The organism is Mesorhizobium silamurunense (genome assembly GCF_014843905.1).
Classification (GTDB): Bacteria; Pseudomonadota; Alphaproteobacteria; order Rhizobiales; family Rhizobiaceae; genus Mesorhizobium; species Mesorhizobium silamurunense.
This window is the reverse complement of the sequence record NZ_LPVS01000009.1, coordinates 1-16,366: the sequence shown is the minus strand read 5'-3', so window position 1 is coordinate 16,366 and position 16,366 is coordinate 1. Positions and strand designations below refer to the sequence as shown.

Genomic DNA, 16,366 nt, shown 5'->3' with positions numbered 1-16,366 from the left:
AGAAACACCTATCTCTTCCTATCCCCCGGAGTTCCCATGACCAGCAATCCCACCAGGCTCGGCCCCATCAAACTCGGTATAGTCGGCGTGGGTAAGATCGTCCGCGATCAGCACCTCCCGGCGCTCGCCAAGGACGCCAACTATCAACTTGCGGCCGCGGCCAGCCGACACGGCAAGGTGGACGGCATCCCGAACTATCCGACGATCGAGGCGATGCTCGACGCCGAGCCCGGCCTGGAAGCCGTCTCGCTCTGCATGCCGCCGCAGTTCCGCTACGACGCGGCGCGCACGGCGCTCGAAGCCGGGAAGCACGTCTTCCTGGAGAAGCCGCCGGGCGCCACCGTCAGCGAGGTCGAAAACCTGAAGGCGCTTGCCGCGAAGAACAGCGTCTCGCTCTTCGCCAGCTGGCATTCGCGCTATGCGCCGGCGGTCGAGGCCGCGCGGGCCTTCCTGGCGTCGGCGAAAATCGGCTCGGCCGCCATCAACTGGAAAGAGGACGTGCGCCGCTGGCACCCGAACCAGGAATGGATCTGGGCGCCGGGCGGTTTCGGCGTGTTCGACCCCGGGATCAACGCGCTGTCTATCGCCACCCACATCCTGCCGCCGATGTTCATCACCTCGGCCGTGCTCGACTTCCCCGAGAACCGCGCTTCGCCGGTCGCGGCTCATGTCATCTTCCGCACCTCGAACGGGCTGCCGGTGACGATGGAACTCGACTGGCTGCAGACCGGCCCGCAGAGCTGGGACATCCTGGCCGAGACCGACAAGGGCAAGATGGTGCTTTCAGGCGGCGGCGCAAAACTCGCCGTCGACGGCAAGATCATCCATGACGAGCCGGAAGCCGAATATCCGATGCTCTACAAGCGCTTCGCCGAGATCGTTCGCGCCGGCGTCTCCGATGTCGACCTGGCGCCGCTCCAGCACGTCGCCGACGCCTTTATGCTCGGCAAGCGTAACGTGGTCGAAGCGTTCTTCGACTGAATGGCGGGACTGGCGCGGCGCTCGCGTCAATCGACAACCGCAATCGCGAAGCCGTCATAGCCCTTGGCGCCGACGGTCTGGATGGCGGTGCCATCCAGCCGCTTCTCGGCGCCGATGAAGGAAAACGCCGCGCGTGCGCCTTCGACATTGGTATCGCCGCTGTCCCTTTTCACGACGGCACCATCGCGGATGACGTTGTCGCAGACGATCACGGTTCCCGAGCGCGACAGCCGCATCGCCCAGGTGAGATAATTCGGGTTGTTCGGCTTATCGGCGTCGATGAAGATCAGGTCGAACGGACCGGCATTTTCGCTCTCCAACCCAGCCAGCGAATGAAGCGCCGGACCGACCCGCAAATCGACCTTATCCGAAACCCCTGCCCGCTCGAAGTTCGAGCGCGCGACCTTGGCGTGGTGCGGGTCGAGCTCCAGGGTCACGACCTTGCCGTCGGCAGGCAGGCCCCTTGCCATCCAGATGGTCGAGTAGCCGCCGAGCGTGCCGATCTCGAGCACTTTTTTCGCACTGCCAATCCGCACCAGCAGCGAAAGCAATTTGCCCTGCGCCGCGGAGACATCGATCGCCGGCAGGCCCTGCTCGCGGTTGGCCGCAAGCACGGCGTCAAGTGCAGGATCCGCATCGAAAAGAGAGGAAACGATATAGTCGTCGACGGCCGCCCAGGTCCTGGCGCTCATGGTTCTCTTCCTCGCTGAGCCAAAATGCGAAAAGGGGCCACGCGGGCCCCTTTCCTTCTTTTCTTCTCGTCCCGCGCTTACTGCGCGGCGTTGACCATGTTGGTCAGCATCGGCTCGGCGACCTCGACACCGGAGGCCTTGCGGCGCTCGTCGATGATCAGCTCGTCGCGCGAGGTGGCGATGCGCCGGATCTGGCTCATCGTGCCGCCGGTGCCCGCCGGGATCAGACGGCCGACGATGACGTTCTCCTTCAGGCCCTGCAGCATGTCGGTCTTGCCGGCAACCGCGGCTTCCGTCAGCACCCTGGTCGTCTCCTGGAAGGAGGCGGCGGAGATGAAGGACGGCGTCTGCAGCGAGGCCTTGGTGATGCCGAGCAGCACCGGCTGGCCTTCGGCCGGCTTCTTGCCATCCTCGATCAGCCGCTCGTTGACCTCTTCCAGCTCGATCACGTCGACGTGGTCGCCCGGAATGTAGGTCGAGTCGCCCTGCGTGGTGATCTCGACCTTCTGCAGCATCTGGCGAACGATCACCTCGATGTGCTTGTCGTTGATCGACACGCCCTGCAGGCGGTAGACCTCCTGGATCTCGTTGACGAGGTAGGACGCAAGCGCCTCCACGCCCTTGATCGCCAGGATGTCGTGCGGCGCCGGGTTGCCGTCGAGGATGTAGTCGCCCTTCTCGATGACGTCGCCGTCCTGCAGATGGAACGGCTTGCCCTTCGGGATCAGGTACTCGACCGGCTCCAGCGTCGAGTCATGCGGCTCGATGATGATGCGGCGCTTGTTCTTGTAGTCGCGGCCGAAGCGGACCGTGCCGTCGATCTCGGCGATGATGGCGTGATCCTTCGGACGGCGAGCCTCGAACAGTTCGGCAACGCGTGGCAGACCACCGGTGATGTCCTTGGTCTTGGCGCTTTCCATCGGGATACGCGCCAGCACGTCGCCCGGACGGACATGCGCGCCCGGCTCGACCGAGAGGATGGCCTCGACCGAGAGCAGGAAGCGTGCATCGCCGCCCTTCGACAGCTTGCCCACCTTGCCCTTGGCGTCCTGCACGACAATCGCCGGCTTCAGGTCGCTGCCGCGCGGCGTCGAACGCCAGTCGATGACCTCGCGCTTGGTGATGCCGGTCGACTCGTCGGCGGTCTCCTGAACGGAGATGCCGTCGACGAGATCCTCGAACGCCACCTTGCCCTCGATTTCGGTGAGGATCGGGCGGGTATAAGGATCCCACTCGGCGATGCGCTGGCCGCGCTTCACCTTGTCGCCGTCGTCCACGAAGATGCGCGAACCGTAGGCGACACGGTGCGTGGCCCGCTCCTTGCCGGCCTCGTCGAGGATCAGCACCGCCATGTTGCGGCCCATGACCATCTGCTGGCCTTCGGAGTTGCGCACCACGTTGCGGTTGCGGATCTCGACCTTGCCCTCATAGGAGGCTTCGAGGAACGAAGAATCCACCACCTGCGCGGTGCCACCCATGTGGAAGGTGCGCATGGTGAGCTGGGTGCCCGGCTCGCCGATCGACTGCGCCGCGATGACGCCGACGGCCTCGCCCTGGTTGACGGGCGTGCCGCGGGCAAGATCGCGACCGTAGCAGACCGCGCAGACGCCGGTCCTGATTTCGCAGGTCAGCGCCGAGCGGATGCGGACCGACTGCACGCCGGCCTTCTCGATCTGCTCCACGTCGCGCTCGTCCATCAGCTTGCCGGCCTTGACCAGCAATTCGCCGGTGACCGGGTGGTTGATGTCGTCGAGCGCCGTGCGGCCAAGCACGCGCTGACCGACCGAGGCGACGATCTGACCAGCATCGACGATCGGCTGCATGGTGAGGCCCTTGTCGGTGCCGCAATCCAGCGAGTTGACGATGCAGTCCTGCGCCACGTCGACCAGACGGCGGGTCAGGTAACCCGAGTTCGCCGTCTTCAGCGCGGTGTCGGCCAGACCCTTGCGGGCGCCGTGGGTCGAGTTGAAGTACTCGAGCACGGTGAGGCCTTCCTTGAAGTTCGAGATGATAGGCGTCTCGATGATTTCGCCCGAAGGCTTGGCCATCAGGCCGCGCATGCCGGCGAGCTGGCGCATCTGGGTGGGCGAACCGCGCGCACCCGAATGCGACATCATGTAGATCGAGTTCATCGGCTTCTGACGGCCGTTGTCCTCGAACTCGACGGCCTTGATGCGGGCCATCATCTCGTCGGCGACCTTTTCCGAGCACTTGGCCCAGGCGTCGACGACCTTGTTGTACTTCTCGCCCTGGGTGATCAGGCCGTCATTGTACTGTTGCTCGTATTCCTTGGCCAAAGCCTCGGTCTCGGACACCAGCTTCACCTTCGTATCCGGGATCAGCATGTCGTCCTTGCCGAACGAAATGCCGGCGCGGCAGGCATGCGCGAAGCCGAGCGCCATGATTCGATCGCAGAAGATGACCGTCTCCTTCTGACCGCAGTGGCGGTAGACGGTGTCGATCATCTTGGAGATGTTCTTCTTGGTCATCTCCTGGTTGGCGGTCTCATACGGCACGTTGACGTTCTTCGGCAGCAGCTCGCCGATGATCATGCGGCCAGGCGTGGTGTCGTAGATCTTCGACACCACCTTGCCTTCGGCATCGACGGTGCGGAAGCGGCCCTTGATCTTGGCGTGCAGGGTCACTGCCTTGGTCTCCAGCGCGTGCTGAAGCTCGCCCATGTCGGCGAACACCATGCCCTCGCCCGGCTCGTTCTGGTTGACGATCGACAGATAGTAGAGACCGAGAACCATGTCCTGCGACGGCACGATGATCGGCGCGCCGGAAGCCGGGTGCAGGATGTTGTTGGTCGACATCATCAGCACGCGGGCTTCGAGCTGCGCTTCCAAGGACAGCGGCACGTGGACCGCCATCTGGTCGCCGTCGAAGTCGGCGTTGAAGGCCGTGCAGACCAGCGGATGCAGCTGGATCGCCTTGCCTTCGATCAGGATCGGCTCGAACGCCTGGATGCCGAGGCGGTGCAGCGTCGGCGCGCGGTTCAAGAGCACGGGATGCTCGCGGATGACCTCGTCGAGGATATCCCAAACCTCCGGACGCTCCTTCTCGACCAGCTTCTTCGCCTGCTTGACGGTCGAGGAGAAGCCCTTGGCGTCGAGGCGGGCGTAGATGAAGGGCTTGAACAGTTCGAGCGCCATCTTCTTCGGCAGGCCGCACTGATGCAGCTTGAGCTCCGGACCGGTCACGATGACCGAGCGGCCGGAATAGTCGACGCGTTTGCCGAGCAGGTTCTGGCGGAACCGGCCCTGCTTGCCCTTCAGCATGTCGGACAGCGACTTCAGCGGGCGCTTGTTGGCGCCGGTGATGACGCGGCCGCGGCGGCCGTTGTCGAACAGCGCGTCGACGGCCTCCTGCAGCATGCGCTTTTCGTTGCGCACGATAATGCCCGGCGCGCGCAGCTCGATCAGCCGCTTCAAGCGGTTGTTGCGGTTGATGACGCGACGATAGAGATCGTTGAGGTCGGACGTAGCGAAGCGTCCGCCGTCAAGCGGAACCAGCGGACGCAGATCCGGCGGAATCACCGGAACCACCTTCATGATCATCCATTCCGGACGGTTGCCGGATTCCATGAAGTTCTCGACGACCTTGAGCCGCTTAAGCAACTTCTTCTGCTTGAGCTCGGACGTGGTCGAAGCCAGCTCCGAGCGCAGATCGCCGGCGATCTTCTCCAGGTCCATGCCGGCCAGAAGGTCATGGATGGCCTCGGCGCCGATCATGGCGGTGAACGAGTCCTCGCCATACTCGTCGACGGCCAGCATGTACTCTTCCTCGCTGAGCAGCTGGTGCTCCTTCAGCGCGGTGAGGCCGGGCTCGGTGACGATGTAGTTCTCGAAGTAGAGGACGCGCTCGATATCCTTCAGCGTCATGTCGAGCAGCGTGCCGATGCGCGAGGGCAGCGACTTCAGGAACCAGATGTGGGCGACGGGCGCGGCGAGCTCGATATGGCCCATGCGCTCGCGGCGGACGCGCGACAGCGTGACTTCGACGCCGCACTTCTCGCAGATGACGCCCTTGTACTTCATGCGCTTGTATTTGCCGCACAGGCACTCGTAGTCCTTGATCGGGCCAAAAATGCGCGCGCAGAACAGACCGTCACGCTCCGGCTTGAAGGTGCGGTAGTTGATGGTCTCCGGCTTTTTGATCTCGCCGAACGACCAGGACAGAATCTTCTCAGGGCTGGCGAGCGAGATCCGGATGGAATCGAACACCTGCGCAGGCGCCTGGGGGTTGAAGAGATTCATGACCTCTTGGTTCATGCCGTTCTCCTTTTCGGGGTCCTCGAAAACCCCTTGCATCGAGCGCGGGCCGAATGCCCGCAGACTGGCCGGCCTGACCGGCCGAGAATTTGAGAGGCGCGTCGCGTGTAATCGCGACGCGCCGTTGCCTTACTCGGCCGCGTCGGGCAGCCGCACAGGGGCTTCGTCGAGCTTGGTGTTCTCCAGTTCGACATTGAGGCCGAGAGACCGCATTTCCTTGACGAGAACGTTGAAGCTCTCGGGAATGCCGGCCTCGAAGGTGTCGTCGCCTCTGACGATCGCCTCGTAGACCTTGGTACGGCCGGCGACATCGTCCGACTTCACCGTGAGCATCTCCTGCAGCGTGTAGGCGGCGCCGTAGGCTTCCAGCGCCCAAACCTCCATTTCGCCGAAGCGCTGGCCGCCGAACTGCGCCTTGCCGCCCAGCGGCTGCTGGGTGACGAGCGAGTACGGACCGATCGAGCGCGCGTGGATCTTGTCGTCCACCAGGTGGTGAAGCTTGAGCATATAGATGTAGCCCATCGTCACCTTGCGATCGAACGGCTCGCCGGTGCGGCCGTCATAAAGCTGCGACTGCCCGCTGGTGTGCAGGCCAGCCTGCTCCAGCATGGTGTTGATATCGGCCTCGTGCGCGCCGTCGAACACCGGGGTCGCGATGGAGACGCCGCGACGCATCTGCTCGCTGAGGCGGATGATGCTCTCGTCGTCATAGCTGCGGACCGGTTCGTTGCGGTCGTTGGCCGGCATGAAGCTTTCGAGCGTCTTGCGCAACGGCTTGATGTCGCCGCCCGCCTTGTACGCGTCGATCAGCTCGCCGATCTTCCTGCCCATACCGGCGCAGGCCCAGCCCAGATGCGTTTCCAGGATCTGGCCGACATTCATGCGGCTCGGCACACCCAGCGGGTTGAGCACGATATCGGCATGCGTGCCGTCCTCGAGGAAAGGCATGTCCTCGACCGGAACGATGCGCGACACGACACCCTTGTTGCCATGACGGCCGGCCATCTTGTCGCCCGGCTGCATCTTGCGCTTCACCGCCACGAAGACCTTGACCATCTTCATGACGCCCGGAGGCATCTCGTCGCCGCGCTGCACCTTCTCGACCTTGTCCATGAAGCGCTGCTCGAGCGCCTTCTTGGAATCGTCGTACTGGCCGCGCAGGGCTTCCAGCTCGCTCTGGAGCTTTTCGTTCTCCACGGCGAACTGCCACCACTGCGAGCGCGGATACTCGTCGAGCGTGTCCTTCGACAGCTTCGAGCCCTTCTTGAAGCCCTTCGGTCCAGCGATCGCATCCTTGCCGACCAGCATGTCGGACAGGCGCGAGTAGACGTTGCGGTCGAGGATCGCCTGCTCGTCGTCGCGGTCCTTGGCCAGGCGCTCGATCTCCTCGCGCTCGATCGCCATGGCGCGCTCGTCCTTCTCCACGCCGTGGCGGTTGAAGACGCGCACTTCGACGACCGTGCCGAAGGTGCCCGGAGGCATGCGCATGGAGGTGTCGCGAACGTCCGAGGCCTTTTCGCCGAAGATGGCGCGCAGCAACTTTTCTTCCGGCGTCATCGGGCTTTCGCCCTTCGGCGTGATCTTGCCGACCAGGATGTCGCCCGGTTGTACTTCGGCGCCGATATAGACGATGCCGGCCTCGTCGAGGTTCTTCAGCGCCTCTTCCGAGACGTTCGGAATGTCGCGCGTGATTTCCTCCGGTCCGAGTTTGGTGTCGCGGGCCATGACCTCGAACTCCTCGATGTGGATCGAGGTGAAGACGTCGTCGGCCACGATGCGCTCGGAGAGCAGGATCGAGTCCTCGTAGTTGTAGCCGTTCCACGGCATGAACGCGACCAGCACGTTGCGGCCGAGCGCCAGATCGCCGAGCTCGGTCGAGGGACCGTCGGCGATGATGTCGCCCTTGTTGACCCGATCGCCGACACGCACCAGCGGACGCTGGTTGATGCAGGTGTTCTGGTTCGAACGCTGGAACTTCATCAGCCGGTAGATGTCGACGCCGGACTTGCCCGGGTCGAGATCTTCCGTCGCGCGGATGACGATACGGGTGGCGTCCACCTGGTCGACCACGCCGCCACGGCGGGCGCCGATAGCGGCGCCCGAGTCGCGGGCAACGACCGGCTCCATGCCGGTGCCGACGAACGGCGCCTCGGCGCGCACCAGCGGCACGGCCTGACGCTGCATGTTCGAGCCCATCAGCGCGCGGTTGGCGTCGTCGTTCTCGAGGAACGGGATGAGCGCCGCCGCCACCGACACCATCTGCTTCGGCGACACGTCCATCAGGTCGACGTTCTCGCGCGGCGCCATCATCACCTCGCCGGCATTGCGGCAGATGACGAACTCGTCGACGAAGCCGCCGTTCTTGTCGAGTTCGGCGTTGGCCTGCGCGACATGGTGCTTGGCCTCTTCCATCGCCGACAGATAGACGACTTCATTGGTCAGCTTGCCGTTGACGATCTTGCGGTACGGGCTCTCGATGAAGCCGTACTTGTTGACGCGCGCAAAGGTGGCGAGCGAGTTGATCAGACCGATATTCGGGCCTTCCGGCGTCTCGATCGGGCAGATGCGGCCGTAATGCGTCGGGTGCACGTCGCGCACCTCGAAGCCGGCGCGCTCGCGGGTCAGACCGCCCGGTCCAAGCGCCGACAGGCGGCGCTTGTGGGTGATCTCCGACAGCGGGTTGGTCTGGTCCATGAACTGCGACAGCTGCGAGGAGCCGAAGAACTCGCGCACGGCGGCAGCCGCCGGCTTGGCGTTGATCAGGTCCTGCGGCATGACCGTGTCGATCTCGATCGAGGACATGCGCTCCTTGATCGCGCGCTCCATGCGCAGCAGGCCGACGCGGTACTGGTTCTCCATCAGCTCGCCGACCGAGCGCACGCGGCGGTTGCCGAGATTGTCGATGTCGTCGATCTCGCCCTTGCCGTCGCGCAGTTCCACCAGCGTCTTGACCACGGCCAGGATGTCTTCCTTGCGCAGCACGCGCACGGTGTCCTCGGCCTTGAGTTCGAGGCGCATGTTCATCTTGACGCGGCCGACGGCCGACAGGTCATAGCGCTCGCTGTCGAAGAACAGCGAGTTGAACATGGCCTCGGCGGTCTCGAGCGTCGGCGGCTCGCCCGGACGCATGACGCGGTAGATGTCGAACAGAGCGTCCTGGCGGCTCTCGTTCTTGTCGACGGCGAGCGTGTTGCGGATGTAGGCGCCGACATTGACGTGATCGATGTCGAGGATCTGGATCTCGTCCTCGCCGGTGCCGAGCAGCACCTTCAGCGTCTTGTCGTCGATCTCGTCGCCGGCCTCGAGGAAGATCTCGCCGGTGGCGTAGTTGACGATGTCCTCGGCCAGGTAGTTGCCGAGCAGATCCTCGTCGGTCGCCTTGATCGCCTTGAGGCCTTTCTCGCCGAGCTGGCGGGCCTGGCGGGCGGTGATCTTCTTGCCGGCCTCGACGACGATCTCACCCGTATCCGCGTCGACCAGGTCGCCGACGGCCTTGAGGCCGCGGAAACGATCGACGTTGAACGGGATGCGCCAATGGTCGCCGGCGCGCTTGTAGGTGATCTTGTTGTAGAAGGTCGACAGGATCTCCTCGCCGTCCATGCCGAGCGCCATCAGGAGCGACGTCACCGGAATCTTGCGGCGGCGATCGATACGGGCGTGCACGACGTCCTTGGAGTCGAACTCAATGTCGAGCCACGAGCCGCGGTAGGGGATGACGCGCGCGGCAAACAGAAGCTTGCCCGACGAGTGCGACTTGCCCTTGTCATGGTCGAAGAAGACGCCCGGCGAGCGGTGCATCTGCGAGACGATGACGCGCTCGGTGCCGTTGACGATAAAGGTGCCGTTCGACGTCATGAGCGGCATGTCGCCCATGTAGACGTCCTGTTCCTTGATGTCCTTGATCGACTTCGCGCCGGTATCCTCATCGATATCGAACACGATGAGGCGCAGCGTCACCTTGAGCGGCGCGGCATAGGTCAGGTCGCGCTGACGGCACTCGTCAACGTCGAATTTCGGTCCTTCGAACTCATACTTCACGAATTCCAGCATCGAGGAGCCGGAAAAATCGGAGATCGGGAAGACCGACTTGAAAACGGCCTGCAGTCCCTCGTCCGGACGCCCGCCCTTGGGCTCGTCCACCATCAGGAACTGGTCATAGGATGCCTTCTGAACCTCGATCAGGTTCGGCATCTCCGCAACTTCCGGGATCTTTCCGAAGAACTTGCGTACGCGTCTGCGGCCATTGAAAGTCTGGGTCTGGGCCATCGTCGCTCCTTAGCTCAAAACTCGGGGCGAACCTCGCCGCGGTTCGCCTTGCACCAACGGGCCGCCTCGCCGGCTGCCCCTGTCTGTTTTCCGGCTGCCTTTCCAATTGCTTGGCGGCTGCCGGCCAAAAACGGGAGAAAACCCGTTTCCTGAAGGCCGCTTCCGGCCCTCAGGAAAGAGGTTTTCAAACGTCTCGCGTCGTGAAGCCTCCCTTCGTCAAGGGAGGGGGCGGACAGCGCGAGGCCGCCCGCCCTCGGCCATAGGGCTTACTTCAGCTCGACCTTGGCGCCAGCTGCTTCCAACTGAGCCTTGAACTTGTCGGCGTCTGCCTTGGAAACGCCTTCCTTGACCGGCTTCGGAGCCGCTTCGACCAGGTCCTTGGCTTCCTTGAGGCCAAGACCGGTGATGGCGCGGACTTCCTTGATGACGTTGATCTTCTGGGCGCCGGCGTCGGCGAGAACGACGTCGAATTCCGTCTTCTCTTCAGCCGGGGCTGCAGCAGCGCCAGCACCACCGCCAGCAGCGGCAACCGCCACCGGAGCGGCGGCCGAAACGCCCCACTTCTCTTCCAGGAGCTTCGACAGCTCGGCCGCCTCGAGGACGGTCAGCTTCGAAAGGTCGTCTACGATCTTTGCCAGATCAGCCATTTTTGTATTCCTTTACTAGGTTCGAACGTGTGTTGTTGACAGCGAGGAACGGCCTCATGCCGCCTCGTCCTTCCGGGCGTAAGCGCCGATGACGCGCGCGACCGAAGCCGCGGGCGCATTGACGATCTGGGCGATCCGGGTTGCCGGCGTGGCGATCATGCCAACCAGCTTGGCGCGCAGCTCGTCGAGCGACGGAAGTGTGGCGAGTGCCTTCACACCGTCGGCGTCGAGCGAGGTGGTGCCCATCGCGCCGCCGAGAATGACGAGCTTGTCATTTCCCTTGGCGAAATCGGACGCGACCTTCGGCGCCGCAATCGGATCCTCCGAATAAGCGACCAGCGTCTGTCCCTTGAACAGATCGATGATCGATGCGGAGTCCGTGCCCTGAAGAGCGATCTTGGCGAGACGGTTCTTCGCGACTTTGACGGTGCCACCGGCGGCGCGCATTTTCGACCGAAGGTCGTTCATTTGCGCGACGGTGATACCGGCGTAGTGGGCCACGACGACTGAACCCGCGTTCGAGAACGCATCATTCAGGCCCGTGACGAGTTCGCGTTTTTCCGCTCTGTCCACTGCCTATCTCCAGTTGACCCCTGCCCCATTCACGAGGTCAGAAGTCGGGTTGCCTTTTGCCGGCCGGGCCATCCAAAAACGGATCTCCCGAACGGCGCTCGAGGATCCTGCCCCCTTTCGCCACACCTACGGCCAAGCCGGCGATGCGCTGACAAAAGGCAAACACGGTTCGAACCTTTCATTGGAGCATCTTGCTCCTTTGTCGGGTCTTCACCCGTCTCATGCAGGCCCAGACGAATTAAGGCTTTGGGCCGCCTGCAATCTCGGACAGGATATCCGGAAACCTTTCGGCCTCCGGGTTACCGGACCGCCAACGGATCGGCGGTCCGGAATTCTTATGCGACCGGCCTGAAGCCGGTCAGGCGACACTTACGACGCGGCGAGCGTCGCGATGTCGAGCTTAAGGCCGGGGCCCATCGTCGAGGTGACCGACACCTTCTTGACGTAGTTGCCCTTGGCGCCGGCGGGCTTTGCCTTGTTCACCGCATCGGCGAAGGCCCGCACATTCTCTTCCAGCGCCTTGACGTCGAACGAGACCTTGCCGACGCCGGCCTGGACGATGCCGGCCTTCTCGACGCGGAACTCGACGGCGCCGCCCTTCGAAGCCTTGACGGCGGCCGCGACATCGGTGGTCACGGTGCCGACCTTCGGGTTCGGCATCATGCCGCGCGGGCCGAGCACCTTACCCAGACGGCCGACCAGCGGCATCATGTCCGGGGTGGCGATGCAGCGATCGAAGTCGATCGTGCCCTTCTGGACGATCTCGACCAGATCCTCGGCGCCAACGATATCGGCGCCGGCGGCCTTGGCCTCCTCGGCCTTGTCGCCGCGCGCGAACACGGCGACGCGCACCGAGCGGCCGGTGCCGTTCGGCAGGTTGACCACGCCGCGGACCATCTGGTCGGCATGACGCGGATCGACGCCGAGATTCATCGCGACCTCGACGGTCTCGTCGAACTTCACCGTGGACCGGTCCTTGAGCAGCTGCAGCGCCTCGGAGAGCGCATAGGCCTTGTTCGGATCGATGCCTTCGCGGCTCTTGGCAACACGCTTTGCAATCTTTGCCATGATCTTAGCCCACCACTTCCAGGCCCATCGAGCGGGCGGAGCCCTCGACCATGCGCATGGCCGCCTCGACGTCGTTTGCGTTCAGGTCCTTCATCTTCTGCTCGGCGATCTGGCGCACCTTGTCGCGCGAGATCGTGCCGGCCTTGACCTTGCCCGGCTCCTTCGAGCCCGACTTCAGGTTGGCGGCCTTCTTCAGGAAGTAGCTCACCGGCGGCGTCTTCATGACGAAGGTGAACGACTTGTCCTGGTAGTAGGTGATGACGACCGGGATGGGCGAGCCCTTCTCCAGCTCCTGGGTCTGCGCGTTGAACGCCTTGCAGAACTCCATGATGTTGATGCCGCGCTGACCAAGCGCCGGGCCGATCGGGGGCGACGGCGTGGCCGAGCCCGCGGCAACCTGGAGCTTGAGCTGGCCTGCAACTTTCTTAGCCATCTCTATTCCTGCCTTTTCTCATGCCGGGAAACGCCGGCGGTTGCAGTCTGGTGGTGCGGTCCCAGCGGCCGGCTAAACCGCTTTCACCTCCCACCCGTTGATGGCAGCGCACTTCTTCGCGCCGCCGACCCCTTTCGCCTGTCGGCCAAGGGATCTTCGGATCAGCCCTTTTCGACCTGTCCGAATTCCAGATCGACGGGCACCGCGCGCCCGAAGATCGAAACTTCCACCTTGAGGCGCGCCCGCTCCTCGTCCACTTCCTGGACGAAGCCGTTGAACGACGCGAACGGGCCGTCCGAGACGCGGATCGCCTCGCCGATCTCGAAGGTGACCGAGGGCTTCGGCCGCTCGACGCCTTCCTGCACCTGGTTCAGGATGCGCTGTGCCTCGGTTTCGGTGATCGGCACCGGCTTGGAGTCACCGAGGAAGCCGGTGACCTTCGGCGTGTTCTTGACCAGCGAGAACACGGCGTCCGTCAGGTTGGCCTTCAGAAGCACATAGCCCGGGAAGAACTTGCGCTCGGCATCGACCTTGCGGCCACGGCGGATCTCGACGACCTTCTCGGTCGGCACCACGATCTGCTCGATCTCGCCGGACAGGCCCTTCTGCTTGGCCTTGTTCTCGATGTCCTCGGCGACCTTCTTCTCGAAGTTCGAATAAGCGTGGACGATGTACCACCGCGCAGTCATTTCACGACCTCTCCGTAATCGCCGAACTTAATGTCCGAGGCCCAGTATGAACTCGATCGCATAGCCCATGGCTATGTCGGCGGCGAAGAAGAAGATCATGGCGATGACCGCGAACACCAGGACCATCACCGTCGAGATCATGGTCTCGCGGCGCGAGGGCCATGTCACCTTGGCCGTCTCCGCGCGAACCTGCTGGAGAAAGGTGAAAGGGTTTGTGGTTTTCGAAGCCATGTGCCGCCTGTCTTCAAGACCCGTTGGCCGGGTCTCCTGGATGATCCCGCTGGCCGGGACGTGCCGCCTGGGTTCCGTGCCGGCGCCGAATCAGCGCCACCATTTCGCCCATGCAAATCGGACGCGTAAAGCCGGCTTCCCAGCTCCACGCGTCGCGTGTCTGTTCAGTCTACATAAAACCGATTCTTGGTCCACGCAAGTGGCAAGTGTTCCGCTTTATGTTCGAGCGCCGCCTCGGAACCATCCAGTCGTTCCGTCCCGGCTATGCGGGGCCTTATGCCCCAGTTTTCCCAATATGGCAAGCCACCCGCCGGTTTTCAACGACGGGACGCCCTGATCCTCGGTCCGCCACTTAAGGATGGCACGGCGGCAGGGCTCGAACCTACGACCAGCGACGGCAGCTCATGGTGGCGAGCGCAGCGCCTCCGCGCTCCCGAGTTGACGAGCGCCCCGATGTCAAATCCGTTGATGGCGGACGTCGGGCTCCGGTGCTCGGCATTGCTCGAGGCTAAACGCTCTCATCCGCGATATTGAACGGGCGCTCTGCCTGCTTGAGGCGCTCGCATTGAAAGCGCACATATCGTCGACGGTCCTATGGAGGAACAGTCGCTCTTGAACTAGCCGCTCACCGGTACGGGTGTCTATCCATTCCCGCTATAGGTCGTATAGCGACAATCGATTTTGCTGATGAGTAGGAGCTGCATATCCGTTTGCAAGCGGGGCGGTACTGAATGTTGCCCCGAAAAACTTCCGGAAGGGCGACGTGATGCGCGCGATGCAAACTCTCATTCTCTCGGCAACTGCAGCCGCGATGCTATTTCTTGCGGGACCAACGAACGCTGGCGTCCAAGGCAAGGACCAAGGCTCAATTCAAGCTGACAGTATGACCGGTATCCCCGTCGGCTTTCAATCCCAATTCGCTGACGTTAATGGTGTGCGCATTCACTACGTGATCGGCGGGAAAGGATCGCCGATTCTGCTCATCCATGGGTGGCCGGAGGATTGGCACGAGTGGCGTAAAATGATGCCTCTCCTTGCAACGAAGCACACCGTTATTGCCGTCGACTTACGCGGATTCGGAGAATCACAAATCGCATCATCGGGATATGACCGCAAGACGCTTGCCGAAGATCTTTTCCAGTTGATGACGAGGCTTGACTATTTACGAGCAACTGTAGTCGGCCATGATTGGGGTGGTCCCGTAGCCTATGCCTACGCCGCTATCCACCGCGATGCTGTTGACAAACTTATAATCGTGGAGGGTGCGCCCGACGGCCCCTGGACCACGAAACAGTTCGCTCCCCTTCTTCACAACCCATTGTGGTTCTTTGGTTTCTTTGAGATCCCCGACTTTGCTGAAAAGGTTCTCGTGGGACACGAGAAAGAATTCTTAGAATGGTTCTACCGCAATAGAGGATTCCACATCGTTCCTGGCAGCTTCTCAGAAGCAGTCATCACCTATTATGAAAACAGCTACGCACGGCCCGGCCGGCTGGCGACAAGTCTTCAACTCTATCGGACGATTGATCGCGATATCGCTGACAACACCGAATTGTCGCGAACGCCGCTAACTATTCCAGTTTTAGCCATTGGAGCCAAGTATGGACTGGGATCTATGGTGGCGGAAAGCATGCGACAAGTGGCGCGCTCGGTAGCGCCGGTTTTGATGGAGAATGCGGGTCACTTCATCCCCGACGAACGGCCCGAAGCCCTGTACCACATTATTGAAGCGTTCTTGGGTAGCAGCATCGCGCCCGAGGATTGGTCGCCGAATTAATCGGAGCGACATCAACTGGCCAAAACGGTCCCTGCAGGCATGGTCGGTGTGCTGCACTCAACTCCAACTCAAGCGCTAAATCATCTGTAAATTAAACTCAGCAATCCGCACTCAGCCAAGGAGACACGTATGAGTATCAACACGCAGACCTGGGTCGCCGTCCTTGACATAACCGCCTTGACCCCGGAAGAATACGACGCCATCCTTCGCAAGATGGGTGTGGAACACACGCCGGCACCGGACATCTACTTGCACATTGCAGCCCCTCTCGACGGCGGAGCAGGCCTTCGCGTCATCGAACTGTGGAGCAGCAAGGACGGCTTCGAGTCCTTTATCCAAGAACGTATGCTTCCCTCAGCGCAGGCGTTGGGGTTGCAGCGAGAGACGACCGTGACGGTAACCCCGCTTCTCAATGCCTTTGCACCTCGCGCTTCGGAGATCACGGCTCTTGCGCAAACGCGTATGAAGTGAGGACTATTCTTAATGATTGTTGCCGGTCGCAGCGATTTTAGCCGGCAACGATCGCGAGAGGAAAGGGGCTGACCGTTTACGCCCCGACCCGTCTGCGCGACGGCGATTGCATCTCTAGCAGCACCTTCGTTGAAGCGCCGTGCTCGATACCACATCCGTCGCTTCCTTGCCCCAAGCCCCGGTCTTAAAAACGCTGACACATTTAAATGCGCCGTAAGCGCTGTCGCGGCGGCACCTTTCGCTTGTGGATGTAAGGGACGATGT

12 protein-coding genes are annotated in these 16,366 nt (G+C 62.6%); 3 read left to right on the top strand and 9 right to left on the bottom strand.

The annotated features are described in order from the left end of the window. Positions 1-36: 36 nt before the first annotated feature. Positions 37-981 (top strand): Gfo/Idh/MocA family protein, encoded by a 945-nt coding sequence (locus AU465_RS00790; RefSeq protein WP_192243062.1) that lies wholly within the window; start codon positions 37-39, stop codon positions 979-981. 26 nt (positions 982-1,007) lie between these two features. Here the strand turns inward: AU465_RS00790 and AU465_RS00785 are convergent, their stop codons facing one another. The 9 genes from AU465_RS00785 to secE form a co-directional block, all read right to left on the bottom strand. After that, positions 1,008-1,673, bottom strand: coding sequence for an O-methyltransferase (locus AU465_RS00785; RefSeq protein WP_192243060.1), 666 nt, complete (start codon positions 1,671-1,673; stop codon positions 1,008-1,010). 77 nt (positions 1,674-1,750) lie between these two features. Continuing rightward, positions 1,751-5,947, bottom strand: coding sequence for a DNA-directed RNA polymerase subunit beta' (gene rpoC / locus AU465_RS00780; RefSeq protein ID WP_192243058.1), 4,197 nt, complete (start codon positions 5,945-5,947; stop codon positions 1,751-1,753). Positions 5,948-6,076: 129 nt separating this feature from the next. Beyond that, complete coding sequence (gene rpoB / locus AU465_RS00775; protein ID WP_192243056.1) at positions 6,077-10,213, bottom strand: DNA-directed RNA polymerase subunit beta; 4,137 nt, start codon at positions 10,211-10,213, stop codon at positions 6,077-6,079. 266 nt (positions 10,214-10,479) lie between these two features. After that, the gene (gene rplL / locus AU465_RS00770; RefSeq protein WP_192243054.1) at positions 10,480-10,860 is read right to left on the bottom strand and encodes a 50S ribosomal protein L7/L12; all 381 of its coding nucleotides are present in this window, start codon (positions 10,858-10,860) and stop codon (positions 10,480-10,482) included. 54 nt (positions 10,861-10,914) lie between these two features. After that, entirely contained in the window at positions 10,915-11,433 is a 519-nt protein-coding gene (gene rplJ, locus AU465_RS00765) for a 50S ribosomal protein L10 (protein WP_192243052.1), read from the bottom strand. Between the two features lie 369 nt (positions 11,434-11,802). Continuing rightward, positions 11,803-12,501, bottom strand: a complete 699-nt coding sequence (rplA, locus tag AU465_RS00760) for a 50S ribosomal protein L1 (RefSeq protein WP_192243050.1) — start codon at positions 12,499-12,501, stop codon at positions 11,803-11,805. Between the two features lie 4 nt (positions 12,502-12,505). Then, entirely contained in the window at positions 12,506-12,934 is a 429-nt protein-coding gene (gene rplK, locus AU465_RS00755) for a 50S ribosomal protein L11 (RefSeq protein ID WP_059189557.1), read from the bottom strand. Between the two features lie 161 nt (positions 12,935-13,095). Then, the gene (gene nusG / locus AU465_RS00750) at positions 13,096-13,623 is read right to left on the bottom strand and encodes a transcription termination/antitermination protein NusG (RefSeq protein WP_059189556.1); all 528 of its coding nucleotides are present in this window, start codon (positions 13,621-13,623) and stop codon (positions 13,096-13,098) included. A gap of 27 nt (positions 13,624-13,650) precedes the next feature. Continuing rightward, entirely contained in the window at positions 13,651-13,854 is a 204-nt protein-coding gene (gene secE / locus AU465_RS00745; RefSeq protein ID WP_095805841.1) for a preprotein translocase subunit SecE, read from the bottom strand. Positions 13,855-14,620: 766 nt separating this feature from the next. On the opposite strand from secE, the gene AU465_RS00740 reads away from it, so the two are divergent. Further along, positions 14,621-15,631: an alpha/beta fold hydrolase gene (locus tag AU465_RS00740; RefSeq protein ID WP_246505799.1), complete on the top strand. Its 1,011-nt coding sequence runs from the start codon at positions 14,621-14,623 to the stop codon at positions 15,629-15,631. A 129-nt stretch (positions 15,632-15,760) separates the two neighbouring features. Next, the gene (locus AU465_RS00735; protein ID WP_192243046.1) at positions 15,761-16,102 is read left to right on the top strand and encodes a hypothetical protein; all 342 of its coding nucleotides are present in this window, start codon (positions 15,761-15,763) and stop codon (positions 16,100-16,102) included. Positions 16,103-16,366: the final 264 nt, after the last annotated feature.

Excerpts from the sequence above, each read along its gene's own strand:
- AU465_RS00790 (WP_192243062.1), top strand. The coding sequence starts at position 37 with ATGACCAGCAATCCCACCAGGCTCGGCCCCATCAAACTCGGTATAGTC.
- AU465_RS00785 (WP_192243060.1), bottom strand. The coding sequence starts at position 1,673 with ATGAGCGCCAGGACCTGGGCGGCCGTCGACGACTATATCGTTTCCTCT.
- rpoC (WP_192243058.1), bottom strand. The coding sequence starts at position 5,947 with ATGAACCAAGAGGTCATGAATCTCTTCAACCCCCAGGCGCCTGCGCAG.
- rpoB (WP_192243056.1), bottom strand. The coding sequence starts at position 10,213 with ATGGCCCAGACCCAGACTTTCAATGGCCGCAGACGCGTACGCAAGTTC.
- rplL (WP_192243054.1), bottom strand. The coding sequence starts at position 10,860 with ATGGCTGATCTGGCAAAGATCGTAGACGACCTTTCGAAGCTGACCGTC.
- rplA (WP_192243050.1), bottom strand. The coding sequence starts at position 12,501 with ATGGCAAAGATTGCAAAGCGTGTTGCCAAGAGCCGCGAAGGCATCGAT.
- rplK (WP_059189557.1), bottom strand. The coding sequence starts at position 12,934 with ATGGCTAAGAAAGTTGCAGGCCAGCTCAAGCTCCAGGTTGCCGCGGGC.
- nusG (WP_059189556.1), bottom strand. The coding sequence starts at position 13,623 with ATGACTGCGCGGTGGTACATCGTCCACGCTTATTCGAACTTCGAGAAG.
- secE (WP_095805841.1), bottom strand. The coding sequence starts at position 13,854 with ATGGCTTCGAAAACCACAAACCCTTTCACCTTTCTCCAGCAGGTTCGC.
- AU465_RS00740 (WP_246505799.1), top strand. The coding sequence starts at position 14,621 with ATGCGCGCGATGCAAACTCTCATTCTCTCGGCAACTGCAGCCGCGATG.
- AU465_RS00735 (WP_192243046.1), top strand. The coding sequence starts at position 15,761 with ATGAGTATCAACACGCAGACCTGGGTCGCCGTCCTTGACATAACCGCC.